Origin of the sequence: Paenibacillus sp. FSL H7-0943, from assembly GCF_037963265.1 — a bacterium.
Classification (GTDB): domain Bacteria; phylum Bacillota; class Bacilli; order Paenibacillales; family Paenibacillaceae; genus Paenibacillus_AQ; species Paenibacillus_AQ odorifer.
On record NZ_CP150148.1, the window covers coordinates 2,550,815 to 2,572,402 of the forward strand.

The following is a 21,588-nucleotide window of genomic DNA, read 5'->3' on the forward strand; positions in this document are numbered from 1 at the left end:
GGACCGCATAGCTCCTAATGGCGGAAAAATCACCGTATAAGAGCCCCTTTCTAAGAAATAGCTGCGCTGGTGTCCGATGAGTTGCTGAAAAGGCGATAAATTAGTAAATAGCGTCATTGGAGTCCGAATGCCTCAGCAGGAGATCATGGTATCAGTAGCAATAGCAGTAGCAGTAGCAGTAACAGTAGCAATAGACCCAGCGAATGATCATACTTCGGCGGTATCGGACCCAGCAGACCTTATAAGCAGGAAAATCCGCCATTTGGAGTATTATCGGACCGCATAGCTCCTATTGGCGGAAAAATCACCGTATAAGAGCCCATTTCTAAGGAATAGCTGCACTGGGGTCCGATAAGTTGCTGAAAAGGCGACAAATTAGTAAATAGCGTCATTGGAGTCCGAAAGCCTCAGCAGGAGATCATGGTAGCAGTAGCAGTAGCAGTAGCAGTAGCAGTAGCAGTAGCAGTAGCAGTAGCAGTAGCAGTAGCAGTAGCAGTAGCAGTAGCAGTAGCAGTAGCAGTAGCAGTAGCAGTAGCAGTAGCAGTAGCAGTAGCAGTAGCAGTAGCAGTAGCAGTAGCAGTAGCAGTAGCAGTAGCAGTAGCAGTAGCAGTAGCAGTAGCAGTAGCAGTAGCAGTAGCAGTAGCAGTAGCAGTAGCAGTAGCAGTAGCAGTAACAGTAGCAGTAACAGTAGCAGTAACAGTAACAGTAGCAGTAACAGTAACAGTAGCAGTAACAGTAACAGTAACAGTAGCAGTAACAGTAGCAATAGACCCAGCGAATGATCATTCTTCGGCGTATCGGACCCAGCACACCTTATAAGCAGGAAAATCCGCCATTTGGAGTATTATCGGACCGCATAGCTCCTAATGGCGGAAAAATCACCGTATAAGAGCCTGTTTCTAAGAAATAGCTGCGCTGGAGTCCGATGAGTTGCTGAAAAGGCGATAAATTAGTAAATAGCGTCATTGGAGTCCGAAAGCCTCAGCAGGAGATCATGCATCTAGCGCAGCTTAATAATCTAGCAGACGTCCATTATCATGCCATTGCCCGTACATTTTATTTTCTTTAGTGTTTGCTATGAATTTGTCTAATTTACTCTTAAATAAATCTGGCTGATGTTTATTGCTTTGGATCGTGTCGATCCGAACTCTTTTATAAAGGGCTGGAAAGGCCGTGAAATTCTCATATACTTGCCTGTCCTCTTTTAGCCTTTGCTCTATAATCTTATCTACTATAAAAGAATCAGGGTTCATATCAGGAAGTACCCGTTTTCCTTCAGCACTCATTAACCCCAGCTTTTCGAGGCGGCGGACACGCTCTTTATTCAATTCAGTCCAAGAGCTTTTGTTGCTTCGGGGAGAGAGTCTTTGCGCCAGCTCCGTTTCCGAAATTTTCTTTTTCACTCCATCGATCCATCCAAAACACAAACATTCCTCAACTACGTCCAAATATAGCAACGTTTCTGGGTTTGGCGTCATACTAACGAATACCCAACAAGATTGTTCAGTCTTACAATTCTCCTGCAGCCAAACTCTTAAATCTTCTCTCGTTTTCACTGTAATTAGATTTTCAATCTCCATAATTAAAATACAATTTCCTTTCTAGGTATGGAGTGGAGCGTCTTGCCCATCCGAGATTAAATAGCTTCCGCAGGAACCTGATACCAAAAAAGAGCATAGTCATTCATGGTGGAAGCATGGCCTAACTGCCGTAACATAGTAGATACATTGCCTCTATGATAAGTCCCGTGATTGGCGACTTGCAACACAATTTCTGATTGGCGTGTTTGGCGGATTCCGGCGAATGGATTGTCAAGCAGAATGGTTTGCTCCAAATCGGATTGGTTGTGTAACCATGCTTTGTATTGTTCTGATAGCTGGGCAAAGATATTTACGTATTCATCCACAGAATCTAGAATGCTCAAATTTAGCGGGATACTTTGTTGAAAAGCCTCTGGCATGGCAGTGCCTGTTAATACAAGATACCACATCGTATCAACCGCATAGATATGGCTAAGGGCATGAGCGATGGTGGGAAATGAGCTGTTCACTTCTTGACTTAGCACAGAAGGCGGGAGTTCCTTGATTCTCCCCAGGATAGTTTGGTTTGCCCATGTGTGGTATTTAAACATTTCTACTGGATAATTTGTCATTCGTACATTCTCCTTTTGAATGGTCATGGATTTGTTTTTTGTTACTGTAGTTAATATAAAAGAAGAAGTATGACATCAGACTGTCATACTTCTTCATAAAGTTTGAGTGTGTTTTGAAGCTGCTCTTTTAAAATACCTCGCAATGCAGGGGGTTCGAGGACTTCGGCGCCGCTGCCAAAACTCAGCAGAATGGACCAAAGCCAACGTGCTTCCAATGGCTTATACACAGGAATTCGCATCGTCATGCTTTTATCGGAATGAAATTCCTTGTCGACTTGATGAAACTGATCCAAAGCTTCTGCCAAAGCCTCAGGGCCTACCCGGATCACTATTTCCTCCACCTGATCTGCCCTGTTTGAACAGCCGGCCTCTTTGGGTACCTCATGTTGCGAATGAAAGGTATCCTGCGTCAGGAACAAATTCAGCATCCGGGAAAGTCGGAACTCCCGATAGTCCTGCCGAGCCCGGCAATAACCATAGATGTACCAGTTGCTATATTTAAAATGAAGCTTTACTGGTTCCATTTCACGGGTTGTACGTTCATTTTTTACACTGATGTAATCAAAACGGACAACATTTCGTTCCGCAATAGCCGCACGTAAAAGAGGAAGTGCGTCAGGATCCGTACGCCGGGTTTCAAGATCCACCGCGAGACTAGAGGTCTGTGGCTCCGTTCCAATCGTTTGCAGCCGTTCAATGGTTCCTTGCGTATGCTCATCTTCAAACACGGAAGAAAGACTGTTAAGTACAGTAATCAGAGAAGTGACATCATACGAACGGAGCAGGCTTTTATCCATTTTATATCCGTCCATGATGCCATATCCACCTTTAGTACCCTGATACGATACGACCGGGATGCCAGCGGCACAAATCACATCGATATCCCTATAGATTGTTCGCTGGGAAACCTGAAACTCTTCAGCCAGCTTGGAGGCAGATAAAACTTCGTGGTTCAATAGTTTATAGATCATAGAAATCAATCGTTCCAATTTCATGTGTGCATTCCCACCCATTAGTCCATTTCGTGTTACAGCGTGATTATATCATAGATTTTTTCGGGCTAATTTTGGGCGGGAGGAGTTTTGTTGTTGGTGATGAAGAAATATCCTATGACAGAGTCTGACAGAGCTGATTAATCTATTTACAGATTAAATCCGCAGGCTCGCCTGATAAATCATTAACAGAAATAATAGCATCGTTTTTTTTCACAGGTGGGGTCCAATATTGCTCATTCCCAGGCAGGTCATCGAACCATTCGGCGTCCTTTGGACAATCTAGAATCATAAATTTTCCGTATTCCTGATCTCTGGATTGATGGTATTTGAGATAGGCTTTCCCGTTATCAATGGCGAGAATTTCTATTTTTCCTGAGGTGTGGCTCATGGATAAGCGTACTCTTTTGCCAAGTCCTGAGGTTCTGGCTTTGGCTTCTTCTACAATTTGATAGACTTGCTCGAGCGGTAATACGAAATCTCGGTTTCCGGCTACGGGCCGGTTCACAAAGAAGTAGTAGGGTGTAACGCCAGCCCATGAAAGCCGGTCCAGTAGTTCCCCTAAAATAACGGGATCATCGTTGATGCCTTTGAGGATGGGGGTCTGATTTACGACAATTGCCCCTGCGTTGTGGAGAGCTTTAAATGCTTTTTTGGCTTCAGGTGTGATTTCACGAGGATGATTGATGTGCGCCATAACATAGATTCGTTTGTCTTCGGTAGAGTAAGTACGAATCAGCTCCAGCAGCTCTTCGTCTTCAGAGATCCGCATCGGATTAAATACGGGAATTTTGGAACCTAGTCTAATGATCTTAACATGCTCAATGCTTCTTAGATTTTCAATAATGGATCTTAGCTTCGGTGTGGAGAGAATTAAACTGTCCCCGCCCGTAAGAAGTACGTTGTTAATCTCCGGATTCTTTGCGATATACTCCAAGCCCGGAGAGACATCAGCCATCGCCTCTTTCACGTCATTTCGGAACAGACGCTTACGGAAACAGTAGCGGCAATAAGCCCCGCAGACCTCGGATACAATCAGCAGTGCAGTTGTTCTATACTTGTGCTGACAACCAGGTACCACATAATTCGTGTCCTCATCGGAGGCGTCCCAGCGCCCATATTCCAGCAGTTCACCTTCGTTAGGAATAACCAGCTTACGGATGGGATCATTTGGATCATCCCAGTTAATTAAAGACAGATAGTAGTCATTTACACGAAAAACAAATTTGTCCGTAATTTCTTTCAGATTCTCTTTTTCCAGCTCAGACAACATAGCTATTTTGTTAATATCCGTGAAGTACTTTACCTTTTGCACGTACATCTCTCCTTTGTCTCGTAGTGTGAGAAATGAGGGAGCCTTAGTGTCAAAGGCCAATCTACTGCCAGCAGGGTCCAAAAAAAGCACAAAAAGAGACCCTTAGCAAGGGTCTCTGGTTATGTAAATAACATGAAAAGCAGACCCATCCACTGCTGACGAGGTTAGCTGACGGACTCGGGTAAGATGGTACCCTACATTCTAATGCTCAATGATTCGCCCCAATTAACTGGTTCCCCCGCTTTTCAACTGTAAAAGTTGGAAATTAAGCGTAGATAAAGTATACCCTATGAAGTTTTGAAAAGTCAAAAGAGAATCCTAGATTCACCTTTAATTGCTAGCGCTACTTCCGCCGAGTAGTTTTGGCAACAGCGTTAGCAGCTTCTCCCGGGTTAACGCATCACTAGAGTTCCATTTGCTTCCGTCGAGCAGATAAACATGTTCCTGACGTACTGCCGGGAGACTGTTCCAAAGTGAACTGTCTAGTAATCGTTCCATCGCAGCTCGCGAGTCTTTGCGTTCCGGAATGAGCATGAAGATATGATCTCCGGCGTAGGCAGGCAGTCGCGTTGGATCAACTTCGGCGAACCCTAACTCTTCGTCCAATATGGCCTGGATCTCTTCGGTCGGTTGTAAACCACATGGGGCATAAAGCGCAGTGGAGAATCCGGACATTCCCATAGCATATAGATGATCTCCATGATCATAGACCAAAGCAGAGGCGGTTTCTCCAACTTGAAGGGTTGTCGTGTAAAGCTGCTGCCACATGGCAGCGTTTTTGATTGTGAATGACTCCAGCCATGCTTCGGCTTCGCGCTGTTTACCTAGCCAACTGCCTAATGTCCGCATTCGGTTGTCGAGAGGCGCAAAGGAATCAAAGGTGAGTGTCGGAGCGATACCAGAAACTGCTCTGTAGGCTCTTTCATCACTATTTGCCAAAATGATCAAATCTGGGTTTAGGGAAGCGGTCAACTGCGGGTCCAGTGGAAACCCGACGTTGGCGAGCTTCTTAAGCCGATGTTTATAGACGCTGTTCCGGGCGAACGCTTCATCTCCACCGATAGGCTTTACGCCTAACGCGAGAAGGTCGCCAAGTGTTTCGCCATGATAGACAATACGTTTCGCTCGCTCTGGAATCTCCACCTCATGACCCGTCCAATCCTTGACGGTAAGCTTACGACTTTGCTGATGTGCATATTGTCCGGGTGTAACTCCGGTTTTTTGCCGAAAGCGGCGGCTGAAATAGTATTCGTCCGAGAAGCCGACCAGTCTGGCGATTTCCCGCAGTGGTTCAGTCGATTCCTGCAGGAATCGTTTGGAATGATTAATGCGCAGATCCGTCAGGTATTCAAGCGGCTTTTTACCCGTAAGCTGCTGAAAGATCGGTGTATATTGCCAGATTGATATTCCCGCCAGTTCAGCTAACTGCTTCACGGTGATACTCTCTGTATAATGCTCCTGAATGAATGTTATGGTCTTTTCTACGGATTCCGTAGGACTTGGCAGGTGTTTGGAAGGGTAATTATGCTCAAAAAGTAGCAGCAGCAATTCTTGGAATTTTAATTGTCGCTTGAATTGTTGTACATCATCGGTGTTATTCCTGTTCATGAGCAGGTCTTCGACTAGTCGGATTACCTTGGTGAACGGGTGCACAATTAACTCCCGTCTGCCGGAAAGCAGCTCTCCAGAATATCGTTTAGGATGCTCGGTTGTATAAATTGCTGTAAAGGTGATGAGGTAATAATACAACGTCAGCTCCTGGTTGTCCGTACTATAGGAGATTCCAGGAGATAGTAGATAACATTTATCCGTACTTAGTATCACGCTTTGATCATCGAGGTTCAATTGTCCGTTCCCTCCAGTAAATATGAGAAGGGTATAGTCCTGGGTTGTACGCGTTATAGAGCTTGAATCGGCAGCTTGAATCATCAGTTCGGCCTCGTTTAGCTGAAATAGCAGAGAGTGGAGTGGGGGGCAGGACGATGATGTATGCAGCATGGGTTCAGCCTCCGTTCATTTGGTGAGAATGATTATCAATGAATTCATTGTATATAAAAAAAAGAAGCATATCAACAGCTGTTGACATGCTTCTTGCAGTTTTTTATCAGCCTTGTGTTAAACTCTTCATCACAGAAGGTTATTTCATATTCAATAGCTGTGGAATTTCGCCAAGCAGCCATTCTCTTGTTGTCGCATCACTTGAAGTCTTCATGATGTCTTGTGTATAGACATATCCGTTCTTGACGGCAGGAAGGCTCTTCCAGATAGGGCTCTTTAATAGATTCTCTGTGGATTGTTTTGCTTCTTCTGCCACTGGAGTCAAGAGGAATATCCGGTCTCCGGCATATTCTTTCAGGACTTCCATGGATACTTCCTGGAACCCTTTACCTTCATCAAGGATCTTCTGAATAGCTGGAGTTGCCTTGAAGCCATTCTCCCCATAGAGTACCTGTGAAAGTCCGGTTGCTGCCATTATAAACAGTCTGTCTCCTGGATAATAAGTGAAGACCGCAGCCGATTCGCCCTCTTTCATGCCTGCGGATTTCAATTGCTTCCACATGTTCTCTTCAGCGGTTTTATACTGCGCAAGCCATGCTTCTGCTTCAGTCGTTTTCCCAACAATTCCACCAATGTCCAGCATACGTTCCTGGAGTGGGGCAAAGGTATCAAATATTATAGTGGGTGCAATTTTGGAGAGCTGTTCGAAATCAGCTTCATCTGTGCCCGCATAGATGATCAGGTCAGGCTGAAGCTCCAATGTTTTTTCCAGATTGATAGGGAAGCCTACATCCTCCACACCTTGTAATTGATCTTCAAAAACCTGGCCTTCGCCCATAGAAAGAGGATAACCTACCGCCTGCACACCAAGTGCGAGCAAATCGCCATAAGTTTCTCCAGAATAGATAATTCGCTGCGGATTCACCGGAATCTCTACAGTATGCCCTATGTAATCTGTATAGGAACGAGTAGTCGCTGCTGCTTCATCTGTACTGCTATCTGAGGGTTCTGCTGAAGGTACTGCGGTTGCAGCGGAAGAGTTCCCGGTTGCGTTTGCCGTACTATTGGCAGAGGATTGTTCCTTTGAGTTTCCGCACGCCAGTAGCAATGTACTCAGCAAAAATAGTACACATACCACAGCGAAGGACTGTCGTACCTTGTTCATATCTTATTGCCTCCCTATTATATGTAACGACCACCAATAATGATAATCATTCTCGATTAAAAACTATCATAAATTAAAGCCTCTTTTTACTCAATGGACAAAAAATAACCCCGTAATTTGATTTGTACAATCAAGTAAAAAGGATGTGTTTAAAATTATTTTGAATTATTTTTAGCTGCTTGGAAAAATACTCTAAATAACAGCAATCGAGAGAAAGAGAGGGAGCTTGTCTTCATAATAAACTTGGCAAAGGAATCCCTTGAAGCACATAGGATTGTGGTGTTTTTTTGAATCTGATTACTGTTATGTATTAAGAAGTTCAGGTGATGAAAAAATCCAGGTTTGTCCACATTGATTGTAATCGTTATCATTACGTGGCATGTTATCTACCGTGCTTGACGTCAGTAGAAGGGCTTTGTTATGGTTTTTATAGTCAAACGCAAGCCGAAATAGCTTTTTGTAGAATATGCAGAAGGTTTTGCGTAAGATATTCTAACCAAACATAATACGAGGGAGATGGTTGATTGTGATCAAAGGAATTATTTTTGATTTTGACGGAACGATTATCGACACGGAGACTGCTTGGTACACCGCATTTAACGAGGCTTATGCAGAATATGGAGTGGATCTGACGCTTGAACAATATTCCACCTGCATCGGCACGAGCTTGAACAGTTTTAATCCTTATGAATATTTAATGACTGATCTTAAGCTAGCGATTGACAAAGAAGAGTTCAGTAAGGCTGTTAAACAGAGACACAGCAAACTTATGGAGCTTGAAACAATACGACCAGGCATTCAGCATTATCTTGATTCCGCCAAAGCAGCTGGACTACGCATAGGGCTGGCCTCAAGTTCTTCACTGGAATGGGTGGAAAAATATCTGAATCAATTGGGTATTCGCGAGTATTTCGAATGTGTTCGGACTGCCGACCATGTGGCAAAAGTGAAACCAGATCCGGAGCTATATAACCAAACGTTAGCTTGTCTTGGAATCACAGCTGATGAGGCGGTTGCTATCGAGGATTCACCGAATGGATCTAAGGCAGCGGCAGCAGCTGGCATCCGTTGCATTGTGACGCCTAACGAAATTACTAATTTTCTTGAATTCGATAAGCAGCACCATAAAATTGATAATCTAAGTCTTCTTGAATTTGATCATGTAGTTACTCAACGTTGCTTCGTATAGAGAAACCGAGAAACTAAGTTCAAATTAAAGGGGGATACCAAATTGAGAGCCGTACATTTTGGAGCAGGCAATATTGGCAGAGGTTTTATTGGGCCTATGTTGTCGGACTCCGGTTACAATGTTTGTTTCGTCGGAAGAAATAAGAGTAAAATTGCCCAATTGCAAAAACGTGGGCAATATCCTGTCACCCTAGCTAACAAGAACCGGGACAGCTTTATTGTTGATAATGTTACTGCAATCAATCTGAATGATACTGAGGACGTTACTAGAGCTATAGCAGAAGCTGAAATTGTGACAACTGCCGTCGGAATATCCGCTTTAAAAGATATTGCTGAGACCATTGCGCAGGGCATCGAACGAAGGCTTGAAAATAGCAGAAATCTCAACCCTCTTCATATCATTGCCTGTGAGAATGGGATTGGAAGCAGTCAGAAGTTGAAAAAATCAGTTTATCGGCATATGAAGCAATCCTTCAAGGAACTTGCTGACCGCAATGTCGCTTTTCCCAATGCGATGGTGGACCGGATTGTACCTATGCAGAAAAATACAGATTCACTTGAAATCCTCGTTGAACCCTTCAGTGAGTGGGTTATTCCCCGCAGTGGAATGATTGGTAATTACAATGAAATTAAAGGCGTCCATTATGTGGATTCGCTGGCGCCATACCTCGAACGGAAGCTATATACTGTGAATACAGGTCATTGCAGTGCAGCCTATTTTGGATACCTGGAAGGTTATACTAGCATTCAAGAAGCGATGTCTGATCCCGAAATCAGAGTTCGTGTTCACGGGGTGCTTAAGGAAACAGGGGCCTTATTGGTGCATTTATATGGCTTCAAGCCCATAGAACATGACCGGTATATAGAAAAGATGATGGAACGATTCACTAACCCCAACTTTAACGATAAAATTACACGTGTCGCCCGCTCCCCGCTTCGCAAGCTTTCACCTAATGATCGACTCGTAAAACCGGCAATGCTTGCTCATGAACTTGGTTTTGAGACCTCACATTTAGTCTCAGCTATTGCCTCTGCACTTTATTTTGATCATGAAAAAGATCCAGAAGCCTTACAGCTTCAAGCGGACATCCGAAACCACGGGCTAAGTGAAGTCATTGCTGCACAACTAAAAATCCCCAGGGAGCATCCGCTTCATGGTCGCATTATTTTGGAGTCCAACAAATTACGCGCGAGATATCCTCATAGGACTAGAATGAAGACAATAAACGTCAGGGTACCCTACTTTTAATATAAATCGATGGTTATAAAACTATAAAAGAGTGTTCTCTGCTGGATGGGCAAGAACACTCTTTTTATAGGTTACGAAGGTCTGTAAGTCTCTAATCCAATTCAATCCGCAGAACAACCGGAGTCTCACTGCGAACCGAGGTCGTTTTTATAACCAAGGCTTCATCGGTTCTTTCCCATGCAGGTTGTTCTTCAAAACCTAAGATTTTGATCTGTTTAATCATCCCATGGAAGTGAGCAGAGTTTTCTTTAAGGGATTTGATTTGCACTATTCCGTTGTTTGGATAGACAAGAACAGTAGCGTAAAGATAACTGCCTTTTACCGTAAAGCGGATATCTTCATTGGTGAAAATCTTCGTGATCCCATCTGTAAACTGGCCTTCAACAATCTCCGTAGGGCCTTCCCCGAAGGTGCGCCAGTAGGACGTATCATAGATTGCTTCACCATTCACCTTTAGCCATTCTCCGATGCCAAGCAGAATCTCCTGATCCTGAGCTGGAATGCTGCCGTCCGCTTTAGGGCCTATATTCAGCAGCAAGTTGCCGTTTTTGCTTACGATATCTACTAGATCTCTGATAATTTCTACGGCAGATTTATAATCATTTTCCGGTGTATAACACCATGAATTTTTAGCTACTGCTGAATCCGTTTGCCAGAAATAAGGTTTAAGCCCGGAGAAATGACCTCTCTCAATATCTGGGATTGCTGAGCCAAACATGAAGGCATCATGCTTATAATTGATTGCAACCGGAGTTCCCCATTCCTCTCCCTTATTGTAATAGTAAGCGGCGAACTTTTTGAGATAGGGTTTGAAGGCAGCTATATGAATCCACCAGTCAAAGTAAAAGATTTTCGGCTGATAATTGTCTACCAGCTCGCAGCAGCGAATCAACCAATCCTCCAGAAATTCTTGATTAGGTGGGGAGCCGAATAAATCGTGATGATCGGGTTCGGGCATAGATGGCCAATAGAAATCTCCACATACAAGCGGTTCATGGATATCGGAATCAAATTCCTTGCCATGAGACAGGAAGAACCAGTGCTCAGCTCTATGGGAAGATACACAAAACTCTAATCCCTGCTGCTCAAAAGCGTCTTTCATTTCCCCGACTAAATCCCGCTTGGGACCCATCTCATATGTGTTATAGTGAGAGTAAGCGCTCTTATACATTTGAAAGCCGTCATGGTGCTCTGCAACAGGCATCACGTATTTGGCTCCTGATAATTTAAAGAGATTGGCCCATTCCTCAGCATTGAAATGCTCAGCCTTGAACAAGGGGATGAAGTCTTTATAACCAAAGGTTTTATGCTCGCCATAAGTAGCAAGATGATGTTCATATTCCCGTGAACCCTGGATATACATATTTCGGGGATACCACTCATTGGCGAAAGCCGGAATAGAATAAAGGCCCCAATGAATGAAAATACCAAACTTAGCGTTCTCATACCACGTAGGCACTTGAAATTGACTTAGTGAATCCCAATCGGCCTTGAATCTTCCAGTTGCGATCGTATCTTCGATTACTTTTAAATATTTGCTTTTATCCACCATTTTGCAATCATCCTTTCAAACGTTTATTTCTTCTTCATTGTAGTGAATGGATGTGGGAATCAAAATGTAGGACATTAACTTTTAGATGTACAAAACTAACCTGATAAGGCGGAGTAAGGGATGGATAACCATGTTTTGCTTACTAATTATTTATCCAATTTAAAGGTTGATTTATTTATGGCTGATTACAATCTTTGTGGCCGTGACTGGAGAGATCTCGACTATACACCTGACTATAGTAAATTTTATTTTATTTGCGATGGGGAGGGTTGGTTAAAGATTGGGGATCGAGAATATTATCCGAAGCCTGGTCAGCTTTTTTTGATGCCTGAGGGAGTTAAGCAATCTTATTCTTGCATAAGTGATCAACCCTTTGAGAAGTATTGGTGCCATTTCAGCGCAAAAGTCGGAGACATTAATCTATTCAAAATGTTAGAGTTAAGTCATGTATGCAGAGAAGTAGATCCTCATGTAATCCAAGAGATTTTCAGCAGCCTAACGAGTCATATGAAATCTGATGCGGTGTATGCTCATTTATTAGCCAAAAGTAAGTTAATGGAGTTATTTTCTTATTTTATTATGAACATAGATGTAGACGAAATCACTTTTAAGAATCTAAGCTCGATCGAAAAATTAACGAAAATATTAACGTACATAGACGCCCATATCGAGCGTAATATCACCATACACGAGCTTGCCGAGATTGCGTACATGCATCCTAACTATTTTATCCGGCTATTTAAACAGCAAATCGGAGTTCCACCCATACAGTATATCACCAGAAAAAAGATAACTAAGGCCAAGGAGCTATTGAGGGGGACGCAAAGTTCTGTCGGTGAGATTGCCCATGATCTTGGTTTTAGCGATCTCTATTATTTCTCCAAACAGTTCAAAAAAAATGTGGGTTTAAGCCCTTCGGAATTCAGACAAGGAACAGTAGCAGTGAAATAAATAAAAGAAGGCCGTCCTGTGTGGTAGAAACCAACCAGAGACGGCCTTTTTTATAAGTGGAAGAGATTAGAGCAGTGAGACAGTGAAACGGAAGATGTACGGGCGATTAGCCGGCAGAGTGAACTCTTCGTGGGTTGGTGCGCCCCAGCTGTCGTCCCCGCCAACACCCATTTGCTTGTAGTTGACTCTCAGTACGCTTTTGTTTGAGACTGGCAATTTATAGACGTGGTCATGGGCTTCCAGTTCCTCAGGCTTCCAAGGCAGGGCATTAATTTCGATAGGGTTTGCACTTTCAAAATAGAACCCTGATCCATCGTTGCCCTCTGTAATTGAAGCGAATCTGACATCAGTCTTGTTGCCGCACTCTTGAGGTTTGAGATAAGGCGTGAATTGATCACTGACCTTACCTGTGTAACGTCCAAGTGGGGCTCCGGTTTGCCGATCCCAATAATTCTCATGAGGTCCGCGGCCGTACCAAGACAGGGTATCAAGACTTCCATCTAGAACGAACATCATTCCGAACTCAGGGATTTCCGGCAGTTCGCTGCTGCCTGGACTCAGCTCTTGCGTGATCTCTAAAGTCCCGTCAGCGCGAATCACATACTGGACCCGAAGCGTGGAATCCGGACTTGTAGCCAGAAGGTAGCTGGCATAGACGAAACAGAGAGAGCCTTCGGTTCTAAATGTAAAGCTGATTAAGTGTTGTTTATGCGATGCCTGCTTCCATACTGCACACCGCTGTGGCAATTTATTGCCACAATCATTATCTGTGACTGCTCTCCAGAAGTTAGGTCTTACAGGCTCAAGCAGACGTTCTTTGCCTGAGGAACGATAAGAGTTCAGAGCACCCGTAGTGGTACTAAAGCTCAGTTCGAAATTATCACCTTGTACGTTCAAAACATTCTCAAGCTCGCTGACACGCAGTGTTTCTGCGGTTGTCTTTGAGGTACTGGTTACGAAACGAGGTGACAGAATGAACTGTTCCCAAGCGATTTCGTGATTGGCTTCTGCCCATATAGTTGCTGAAGGCTGAATAAAGGAAAGATTCAGAACTGCTTCATGATTGCCACGCAGTGAATCCAACTCGTAAGGAACTTTGCATGAAATGCTCTCACCTGGTGCACATGAGATCTTCAGCAAGCCTTCTTGCGCAGTTACTCCGTCTAAACGAACTTCCCATTTGAGATCGTATTCCTTTAAGTTGGTAAATAAGAAGGAATTTCGAATCTGGAAGAGTCCTTCTAGGATATTTTCAGCCGTTACTTTAATATTCTGATAACATTTTTTGACCTCAAAGAGCTTAGGAGTAACCGTACGATCAGCAAAAAGTAATCCGTTGCCACTAAAATTGCCGTCATGAGGCGATTCACCAAAGTCCCCGCCATAAGCGAGATATTCAATTCCTTCGGAGGTGTGGGTCCGAATGGCTTGATCTACCCAATCCCAAATGAATGCACCTTGAACAATGTCATATTTGTCGAACAAGTCACAGTATAAGTGCAGCCCACCGCATGAATTGCCCATGGCATGACTGTATTCACAGAGGATATAAGGCTTCTTAGGATTATTAAGCGCATATTTTTCAACATCCTGCGGTTTAATGTACATAGTAGATTCTATGTCACTTGCTGCTTCCGATTCTCTACAGTGAAAGATTCCCTCATAATGAACCGGCCGCGAAGGATCGATTTCTCTCAGGTAGTCGTGCATAGCGATAAAATTGTCGCCTCCGAAAGATTCATTGCCGAGAGACCATATGATGACTGAAGGGTGGTTTTTGTCCCTTTGCATCATGGAGTTGCAGCGGTCAATGACATTGGCCCGCCATTCCGGTTTGCTTCCAGGGACATTCCCGTCATTCAATCCTTCTTGGCTGTATGCCCAGGTGCCGTGCGTTTCCAGATTGGTTTCGTCAATTACATATAATCCGTATTCATCACATAACTCATACCAGACAGACTGATTCGGGTAATGGGAGGTTCGAACGGCATTAATATTATGTGTTTTCATTAATTGGATGTCGCGCAGCATATCTTTTTTGGCTAAAGCACGACCTGTGTCGCAAGAGAACTCGTGGCGATTGACACCTTTGAGCACGATTCTTTTGCCATTGATCTTCATAAGTCCGTCTTTAATCTCAAACTTGCGGAATCCAACCTTACAGCTGACCGTTTCTTGTGTACGCCCTTCGCTGTCATTTATAGACAGGACTAAGGTATAAAGATAAGGGGTTTCAGCACTCCATTTAAAAGGCTGTTCAACCGGGGCAGAAAGCTTGAGCTGTTGAACGCCTTCTTGCTCAAAGGAACCAGTAGCGGAGATAGGAGTCTCCCAAACAGGCTGGCCCTCTTTATTGTAAAGCTGCATTTGCAGTGTATATGGGCTTTGCTCGTTAAAGTAATTTTCCACCTTGATATCTACATTTAAATCCGCATGTACGAAGTTTTCATCCAGATCTGTGTGGACGAAATAATCAGCAATATGAACGGAAGGAGCCGAATAAAGATAGACTTCCCGAAAAATACCGCTCAGGCGCCAGAAATCCTGATCCTCTAGCCAGCTGGCATCACACCAACGATAAACCTCGACAGCTAGTTTATTGTCCCCTGCCACTAAATATGGGGTGATATCGAACTCTGATGGAGTAAATGTATCTTCACAGTACCCGACAAGTTCACCGTTTACCCAGACGTAGAAAGCGGATTCAACACCCTGAAAGCTTAGGTACACCGGTTGACCGTTCCAAGACTCAGGTACAGTAAAGGTTCGCAGATAAGAGCCTACTGGATTATATTTTGTTGGGGCAAAGGGGGCTTTAAGCTCTGGCTCGGATTCCGCCCAAGGATACCGGAGATTTGTATACTGAGGATAGTCATAACCTTGGAACTGCCAGTGAGACGGTACAGGAATGGTATCCCAAGTACTGCAATCGAAATCGGTTTTATAGAAATCCACAATTCGTTGATCCGGTGTTTCGGAAAAAGCGAATTTCCAAAGCCCATTGAGGGTTTGGTAGAAAGGTGAGGTTTTTTTATCGTTAGTTAGCGCTTGGGATAAACTACGGTAAGGGATCATGGAGGCATGTGCATCCAATCGATTTAATTCAAAAGTCTCTGGGTTGTTATTCCATTCCGGATAACCGTTAGCAGGTGGCTGGTAGACAAACTTTGCTCGCATGAGTTGATCTCCTTTATAATCATTGTAATGTTATTATATTCATATTATAAGTTGAAGTAATATTAGGATAAATAAAAGAATTTTAGTCCCAGATAACAAAATATGAAACGAGGACTTTTTATGGAGAGCAAAATTATTTTTTGCCAAACAGAAGATGTAATCATGCTGCCGCTTTATGCTACAACCCTTGGATTTTGGGAGCATCAGCCAGAAACTATACGTCCTGCAGGCTTTCCAGACTATCAAATACATCAGATTCACGAAGGCAAGGGTGAGCTTATCATTCATGAGAACCGATATCTCGTGGGTCCAGGGGATGTGTTCTTTTTGTTCCCGGATATTCCTCATTCGTATGCCCCTATCAGTGGGAAGGAATGGAAGGTATCATGGGTCTCGTTCAATGGCAGAGAGGTTGGTCAAATGCTGCTCTATGCGGGCATCCGCGAGTCTGGTCCTGCTAGATTAAAAGAAGATCAATGGCTCAATCCTCTAAAGCAAATCCTTATGCTGCCAGATAGCAATGAGCTGGAGACTAATTTGGCACGATCTAAACATCTTTATGCATTGCTTCTGGATTTAAAAAGAAAGCTAGTATCGCCTCTGAATGAGGCACATGAATTGGAGCGAATTAAGCCGGTGCTGCGTTATATTGAGAGCAATCTGCATAGGACGCTTCCTTTAAAGGAGCTGGCGGAGATTATTTCTGTATCGCCACAGTATTTATGCAGACTTTTTCAAAAAACAATTCATGATCGACCTGTAACCTATATCAATAAGCAACGTATCAATTTGAGTAAACAGCTTATGTTTAATGGACGCGATAAAAAAATGTATGAAATTGCCCAGCTAGTGGGTTTTGATAATGCTAGTTACTTTTGTTTGGTGTTTAAAAGATTGACAGGGATGAGTCCTGAGCAATTTAAGCAGCTGCATGGTTTGGATTAGATAAACGCTTACTTGTTACCGTCTAGCACAACATGATATAGTTTACTTGAGTTCCTGCGATGTTTTTTTTGCGGCTTAGCCCATACTTTTACTGCCACAAGAATTCAATACATAGAACCAAATTAACGATCTGAAATGACGAAAAGCATCAGGAAGGAGACATCATTTTGAATGAGAAGCTAAAGCAAGCCTATGAGCGTTTGAACTTGCCTGAAGACGTTACCCGGGAGGAATTGAACAAAAGGTTAGATATGCATTTGAAACGCCGTCGATCGAATTCGACTGAAGATGAGGTTGCAGCTTATGAAGAGGAGTTCCGCGCTTACAAAACCATCCTAGATGGCTTGGATCAGAAGGAGATTCAGGAAGCAGAGGACAAGCGGCTGGAGAAGTGGGGAGCCATGTCCGGCGTAGCACGTAAATCGGAGAATTTCTTTCGACTCTACAAAACGCACACTATTATTTCTATTATCGTGCTGCTGGTAGTTATCTTTGGAGGGAAAGCGCTCTATGATCAATGGCAGGAAAGAAAATATGAAGCTACGCTCCCACCGGTAGATGTTCGAATCATGTTCCTAGGCAACTATGAATCTCAGGACTCGTCAGGTAAGAATGAAGAGCTAAAACAAGAAATTATCAAACGTTACCCGGCTTGGAAGAGAGTGGAGGCAGAAATCGTTTATCTACCCTCAACAGGTGGGACGGACGGTGGAGCCTTGGATATGAGCTATATGCAGCGGGCTATGGCGATGCTGGCAGCCGATCATCCGGATATCCTGATTATGGATGATGCTACTTTTGAATGGATTGGCCAGCAGTCGGGACTGCAAAATCTGGAGTCGTTTATTAAATCCGCAGGACTTCCTCTTGATGATAACCGTTTGAAACGTATGACTAACCCGGAGAGTGGTCAAGAGCTGATTACTGGCATAGATATCACAGATACGGATTTTGCTACAGAACTCCCTATCCATTCAAATCAGATGATCGTCGGAACGTTAGGACAAGATGACAGTAAGACTAAATCAACTGATTTTGTTGAGTTTTTACTTAAACAGATCACTAATCAATAAATTAATAGGGCCGATGTTGTATGGATGTTCATACGACATCGGCTTTTTTATGATCTGTAGAGCTTGCGGTACGCGATGGGTGTCTGGCCGACTATTTTTTTGAATACAGCGTTAAAGGAGTCGATGTCACGGTAACCAACTAGCTCGGCAATCATATTAATTTTATGTCCAGAAGTACGCAGCAATTCACAGCTTTTATGCATTCGCAGATTCTTCAAGTAGGTCCCAAAGGACTGGCCAGTATGCTTGTGGAACATGCGCTGAAGATGCCTGCTGCTCCACTGTGAAATACGGGCTAATTCGGCAAGTGTAATCTTTTCCGACAGATTATGCTCTAGGTATTGAATGACTTGCGTGAAGTCTGCCATATCCATCGTAGATTTGTCATCTTCTCCGTATTTTTGCCTGTACACTGCTATGATTAATTGACTTAAGAGGGTGTAAAGCATTGTTTTGGAGCCCATACCGGATACCGACATTTCATGATATAAATTCAGCATTAAGCGCTCAATAGAGCCATCTCGATCTGAGACGGAAAAGTAAGATGAGCTGCTACTCCCAAGAGTGGCTAGGTGCTCCCGGATAGATGGCTCTTGAAGGACGATATTTAATTGCTCCACCATTTGCATATCAAAAAGGCAGTTATAGACGATCAGGCGATTCCCTAAAGTATCAGAAGATGCTGGACGGAACACATGGGGGGCACCTACAGGAATCACGAACAGCATTCCTTTTCTAACGGGAAAGATCTCATTTTCAAGGTGATGAAAACCTCTTCCTTCAGCTACATAGCAATACTCAATAAATTCATGAGCATGAAAAGGGGCATGGAAGTTCTCTGAATAGCGGTTAACGAGCAGATGCAGATCGTTTTGAAAAAAAATTTCATTTTTGAACAACTCGGTGGTTCGTTGCATATTGAATTCCCCCTTCCAGATTCATGGCATGATTGCAGGGATATGATGTCCTTTTTACCGGGTGATGAAAGCGGTAACCCAGCTATAATTATAGGGCAAAGACTAATTTGTCGCTATAGAAGGAGGTTTTTATCTATATGTTCGCAATGACTAAGCTTCGTTGTGAGTACAAAGAAAATCCGCTAGGAATTGATGTGATCAGACCCAGAATCAGTTGGCAGTTAGTTTCAGATGACAGGGACTGCATGCAGTCTGCTTATCAAATTCAAGTGGCGGAGAATATGCTTTTTCAAGGCAAGCTATGGGATACAGAGGAAGTAAAGTCTTCTCAATCGATCCATGTTGAGCTTGAAGGTCTGCTGCTGGAAGCTCGCACGCGTTATTATTATCGGGTTCGGGCATGGAATCAGAATGCAATAGACTCGGGTTGGTCTGAGGTTGCATTTTTTGAAACCGGACTATTAGATGCAGGGAATTGGCAGGCGGAGTGGATCAGCGCTCCTACAGCCTCTTTTTCACAAGATTCTGAGATTTGCCCACAGCTTCGTACATTCGTGGATGTAAAAGGTCCAGTGGAAAGTGCAAGGATTTATGCTACTGCTTTGGGCTTGTATGAACTGCAGCTGAACGGAAGTCGGGTGGGAGATCATTATTTTACTCCAGGCTGGACCAGTTACAGTAAGCGGCTGCAATATCAAACTTATGATGTCACAAAGCTTCTGCATGAAGGTGCGAATGCGTTAGGCGCACTGTTGGGCAATGGCTGGTACAGAGGGTATTTGGGCTGGGATAATCAAAAGGAGATTTATGGATCAAAGACTTCACTTCTGCTGGAGCTTCATATCCGGTACGCAGACGGTTCAAATGAGCTTATTAGCTCAGATCAGAATTGGCAGGCTGCAAAAAGCGCAATTATGATGTCTGAAATTTATAATGGTGAAACCTATGATGCTCGGCTGGAGCTGGATATCACCGATCCTTCATCAGAAGGTTGGCATCCAGTGGAGACTATTAATTATTCCAAAGCGATCATCGTTGCCCAGGAAAATGTGCCAGTGACACAAGTTGAAACCTTGAAGCCGATTGCACTGCTGACTACCCCGCAGGGAGATAGAGTGCTGGACATGGGCCAGAACATGGTAGGGTGGCTAAAATTTAATGTAAAAGGTCAATCTGGTCAGGCGGTAGAACTTCAGCATGCTGAAATATTAGACCGGGACGGAAATTTCTACACGGAGAATATGCGTAAAGCGAAACAGTGCATCCGCTATACTCTGAAAGGTGGAGAGCAAGAGACGTATGAACCGCATTTCACCTTCCAAGGCTTTCGGTATGTGAAGCTTAGTGGGTTCTCAGCAGATCTTCAACTAGAGGATTTCACAGGAATTGTGATGCACTCTAATATGGAACGTACGGGTGATTTTCAGTGCTCAGATCCACTTGTGAATCAACTGCATCACAATATCCTGTGGGGGCAAAAAGGGAATTTCCTCGATGTGCCCACTGATTGTCCACAGCGTGATGAGCGGCTCGGCTGGACGGGGGATGCTCAGATGTTTGTCCGAACAGCCTCCTATTTGATGAATACGGCACCTTTCTTTACGAAATGGTTACGGGATTTGAAGGCAGACCAAACCCCTGAGGGCGGCATTCCGTTTTTTATTCCAGAGCTGAGAGCAGCGCCTCCTGGCGACGGAGATACTAACCATTCTTCTGCAGCCTGGGGAGATGCAGCTACGATCTGTCCATGGACAATCTATGAAATGTACGGCGACAAAAGGCTGCTTGCAGAGCAATACGAGAGCATGAAGCAATGGATTTCATATATCTATGCACAGGGAAGTAACCCTTATCTGTGGAATACTGGCTTTCATTTCGGCGATTGGCTAGCGCTTGATTCCAAGCCAGACAGCTATGTGGGAGCTACAGATCGGGATTATGTCGCCACCGCTTTTTATGCCTATTCCGTTTTTCTTACTTTAAAAGCGGCAATAGCCTTAGAAAAATCGGAGGACGTGGACTATTATAGTGAGCTGCACGCCAAAATTATAAAAGCATTCAGTAATGAGTTCATAACACCTGCGGGAAGGTTGTCCGTCTCTACCCAGACTGCACAGATATTAGCCCTACGTTTCGATCTTGTAAAAGGGGTCGCCAAAGAACGTGCAATTCAGAAGCTCACTGAGCTGCTTGCTGAAGCTAAGGATCATCTGACTACTGGATTCGTGGGCACACCATATCTGAATCCTGTGCTCAGCGAGATTGGAAATAATGAACTCGCGTATAAGCTTCTTTTTCAAAAGGATTATCCATCCTGGCTGTATCAGGTGACGAAAGGTGCGACTACGATTTGGGAGCATTGGGATGGGATCAAGGAGGACGGCAGCTTCTGGAGTGCAGATATGAATTCCTTCAATCATTACGCCTATGGCGCAATAGGTGAATGGTTGTATCGATACGTTGCAGGAATCGGAACAGATGAGTTGGAGCCTGGTTTCAAAATCGTTCATATCAAGCCACAGCCAGGCCCCGGTTTAGATTACGCAGAAGCAAGTCTTGAAACCATGTACGGAAAAGTGGAGTCAGCGTGGCGGAGATCAGAGGATAATGGAATGATGATTCACGTTACGATTCCTGCCAATACCAACGGTATTGTCGTTCTGCCTGGAGCCAATCAACTAGGGTTATTAGAAAATGAAGTTCCTGTAGAGCAGTCCAGAGGCGTGCACAGTATCAGCTTGGTCGATAACGGAGTGAGACTTCAATTAGGTTCGGGCAGCTATCAATTTACGTATTCTTTATAACCTTTACTAGGGGGCTTCCTAGTGTGAACTGACATCGAGGGGGATTCGGTGTCAGTTTTTCGTTTTCGAATTGACGAATGTAGAGAGGAGTTATTATAATGATTTATATT

At 43.8% G+C, this 21,588-nt stretch carries 17 protein-coding genes and 1 riboswitch; of the genes, 8 read left to right on the plus strand and 9 right to left on the minus strand.

The genetic code is table 11. From position 1 onward, the window contains the following. Positions 1 to 145 precede the first annotated feature (145 nt). A complete protein-coding gene (locus NSQ55_RS10895) occupies positions 146 to 286 on the plus strand; it encodes a hypothetical protein (RefSeq protein ID WP_339173214.1) in 141 nt (46 codons plus the stop codon). Between the two features lie 134 nt (positions 287 to 420). Further along, positions 421 to 819 (plus strand): hypothetical protein, encoded by a 399-nt coding sequence (locus tag NSQ55_RS10900; RefSeq protein ID WP_339173217.1) that lies wholly within the window; start codon positions 421 to 423, stop codon positions 817 to 819. A 191-nt stretch (positions 820 to 1,010) separates the two neighbouring features. Here NSQ55_RS10900 and NSQ55_RS10905 read toward each other — a convergent pair whose 3' ends face one another. From NSQ55_RS10905 to NSQ55_RS10930, 6 genes are all read right to left on the minus strand, one after another. Continuing rightward, positions 1,011 to 1,580 carry a YdeI/OmpD-associated family protein gene (locus NSQ55_RS10905; RefSeq protein ID WP_339173220.1) on the minus strand — a complete coding sequence of 190 codons (570 nt, stop codon included), beginning with the start codon at positions 1,578 to 1,580 and terminating at the stop codon, positions 1,011 to 1,013. Between the two features lie 56 nt (positions 1,581 to 1,636). Further along, entirely contained in the window at positions 1,637 to 2,152 is a 516-nt protein-coding gene (locus NSQ55_RS10910; RefSeq protein WP_339173223.1) for a DinB family protein, read from the minus strand. A gap of 83 nt (positions 2,153 to 2,235) precedes the next feature. Then, a complete protein-coding gene (locus NSQ55_RS10915) occupies positions 2,236 to 3,147 on the minus strand; it encodes a YafY family protein (RefSeq protein ID WP_076193790.1) in 912 nt (303 codons plus the stop codon). Between the two features lie 142 nt (positions 3,148 to 3,289). After that, positions 3,290 to 4,459: a KamA family radical SAM protein gene (locus NSQ55_RS10920; RefSeq protein WP_076187287.1), complete on the minus strand. Its 1,170-nt coding sequence runs from the start codon at positions 4,457 to 4,459 to the stop codon at positions 3,290 to 3,292. Positions 4,460 to 4,599: 140 nt separating this feature from the next. After that, a riboswitch (cyclic di-AMP (ydaO/yuaA leader) is annotated at positions 4,600 to 4,741 on the minus strand. A gap of 48 nt (positions 4,742 to 4,789) precedes the next feature. Continuing rightward, complete coding sequence (locus NSQ55_RS10925) at positions 4,790 to 6,457, minus strand: AraC family transcriptional regulator (protein ID WP_339173228.1); 1,668 nt, start codon at positions 6,455 to 6,457, stop codon at positions 4,790 to 4,792. 139 nt (positions 6,458 to 6,596) lie between these two features. After that, the gene (locus NSQ55_RS10930; RefSeq protein WP_339173231.1) at positions 6,597 to 7,622 is read right to left on the minus strand and encodes an ABC transporter substrate-binding protein; all 1,026 of its coding nucleotides are present in this window, start codon (positions 7,620 to 7,622) and stop codon (positions 6,597 to 6,599) included. Positions 7,623 to 8,148: 526 nt separating this feature from the next. Here NSQ55_RS10930 and NSQ55_RS10935 point away from each other — a divergent pair. Both NSQ55_RS10935 and NSQ55_RS10940 read left to right on the plus strand, forming a co-directional pair. Further along, positions 8,149 to 8,811 (plus strand): HAD family hydrolase, encoded by a 663-nt coding sequence (locus NSQ55_RS10935; RefSeq protein ID WP_036689719.1) that lies wholly within the window; start codon positions 8,149 to 8,151, stop codon positions 8,809 to 8,811. A 42-nt stretch (positions 8,812 to 8,853) separates the two neighbouring features. Next, entirely contained in the window at positions 8,854 to 10,059 is a 1,206-nt protein-coding gene (locus tag NSQ55_RS10940; RefSeq protein ID WP_248547992.1) for a mannitol-1-phosphate 5-dehydrogenase, read from the plus strand. A gap of 91 nt (positions 10,060 to 10,150) precedes the next feature. Here NSQ55_RS10940 and NSQ55_RS10945 read toward each other — a convergent pair whose 3' ends face one another. Continuing rightward, complete coding sequence (locus tag NSQ55_RS10945; RefSeq protein WP_339173238.1) at positions 10,151 to 11,611, minus strand: alpha-L-fucosidase; 1,461 nt, start codon at positions 11,609 to 11,611, stop codon at positions 10,151 to 10,153. A gap of 120 nt (positions 11,612 to 11,731) precedes the next feature. Here NSQ55_RS10945 and NSQ55_RS10950 point away from each other — a divergent pair, with 120 nt between their 5' ends. Further along, the gene (locus NSQ55_RS10950; RefSeq protein ID WP_076100780.1) at positions 11,732 to 12,562 is read left to right on the plus strand and encodes an AraC family transcriptional regulator; all 831 of its coding nucleotides are present in this window, start codon (positions 11,732 to 11,734) and stop codon (positions 12,560 to 12,562) included. A 66-nt stretch (positions 12,563 to 12,628) separates the two neighbouring features. Here NSQ55_RS10950 and NSQ55_RS10955 read toward each other — a convergent pair whose 3' ends face one another. Next, entirely contained in the window at positions 12,629 to 15,739 is a 3,111-nt protein-coding gene (locus NSQ55_RS10955; RefSeq protein ID WP_339173242.1) for a glycoside hydrolase family 2 TIM barrel-domain containing protein, read from the minus strand. 120 nt (positions 15,740 to 15,859) lie between these two features. Here NSQ55_RS10955 and NSQ55_RS10960 point away from each other — a divergent pair, with 120 nt between their 5' ends. Both NSQ55_RS10960 and NSQ55_RS10965 read left to right on the plus strand, forming a co-directional pair. Next, complete coding sequence (locus NSQ55_RS10960; protein WP_076143215.1) at positions 15,860 to 16,684, plus strand: AraC family transcriptional regulator; 825 nt, start codon at positions 15,860 to 15,862, stop codon at positions 16,682 to 16,684. Positions 16,685 to 16,851: 167 nt separating this feature from the next. After that, entirely contained in the window at positions 16,852 to 17,757 is a 906-nt protein-coding gene (locus NSQ55_RS10965) for a hypothetical protein (protein WP_076130585.1), read from the plus strand. Between the two features lie 47 nt (positions 17,758 to 17,804). Here NSQ55_RS10965 and NSQ55_RS10970 read toward each other — a convergent pair whose 3' ends face one another. Next, positions 17,805 to 18,674 carry an AraC family transcriptional regulator gene (locus NSQ55_RS10970; RefSeq protein ID WP_076130584.1) on the minus strand — a complete coding sequence of 290 codons (870 nt, stop codon included), beginning with the start codon at positions 18,672 to 18,674 and terminating at the stop codon, positions 17,805 to 17,807. Positions 18,675 to 18,811: 137 nt separating this feature from the next. Between NSQ55_RS10970 and NSQ55_RS10975 the strand changes: the two genes are divergently transcribed. Next, a complete protein-coding gene (locus NSQ55_RS10975; protein WP_339173247.1) occupies positions 18,812 to 21,478 on the plus strand; it encodes a family 78 glycoside hydrolase catalytic domain in 2,667 nt (888 codons plus the stop codon). Positions 21,479 to 21,588 lie beyond the last annotated feature (110 nt).

What these genes read in the sequence shown, in the direction of transcription:
- NSQ55_RS10895 (WP_339173214.1), top strand. Translation starts at nt 146, where the DNA reads ATGGTATCAGTAGCAATAGCAGTAGCAGTAGCAGTAACAGTAGCAATA.
- NSQ55_RS10900 (WP_339173217.1), top strand. Translation starts at nt 421, where the DNA reads ATGGTAGCAGTAGCAGTAGCAGTAGCAGTAGCAGTAGCAGTAGCAGTA.
- NSQ55_RS10905 (WP_339173220.1), bottom strand. Translation starts at nt 1,580, where the DNA reads ATGGAGATTGAAAATCTAATTACAGTGAAAACGAGAGAAGATTTAAGA.
- NSQ55_RS10910 (WP_339173223.1), bottom strand. Translation starts at nt 2,152, where the DNA reads ATGACAAATTATCCAGTAGAAATGTTTAAATACCACACATGGGCAAAC.
- NSQ55_RS10915 (WP_076193790.1), bottom strand. Translation starts at nt 3,147, where the DNA reads ATGAAATTGGAACGATTGATTTCTATGATCTATAAACTATTGAACCAC.
- NSQ55_RS10925 (WP_339173228.1), bottom strand. Translation starts at nt 6,457, where the DNA reads ATGCTGCATACATCATCGTCCTGCCCCCCACTCCACTCTCTGCTATTT.
- NSQ55_RS10930 (WP_339173231.1), bottom strand. Translation starts at nt 7,622, where the DNA reads ATGAACAAGGTACGACAGTCCTTCGCTGTGGTATGTGTACTATTTTTG.
- NSQ55_RS10945 (WP_339173238.1), bottom strand. Translation starts at nt 11,611, where the DNA reads ATGGTGGATAAAAGCAAATATTTAAAAGTAATCGAAGATACGATCGCA.
- NSQ55_RS10950 (WP_076100780.1), top strand. Translation starts at nt 11,732, where the DNA reads ATGGATAACCATGTTTTGCTTACTAATTATTTATCCAATTTAAAGGTT.
- NSQ55_RS10955 (WP_339173242.1), bottom strand. Translation starts at nt 15,739, where the DNA reads ATGCGAGCAAAGTTTGTCTACCAGCCACCTGCTAACGGTTATCCGGAA.
- NSQ55_RS10960 (WP_076143215.1), top strand. Translation starts at nt 15,860, where the DNA reads ATGGAGAGCAAAATTATTTTTTGCCAAACAGAAGATGTAATCATGCTG.
- NSQ55_RS10970 (WP_076130584.1), bottom strand. Translation starts at nt 18,674, where the DNA reads ATGCAACGAACCACCGAGTTGTTCAAAAATGAAATTTTTTTTCAAAAC.
- NSQ55_RS10975 (WP_339173247.1), top strand. Translation starts at nt 18,812, where the DNA reads ATGTTCGCAATGACTAAGCTTCGTTGTGAGTACAAAGAAAATCCGCTA.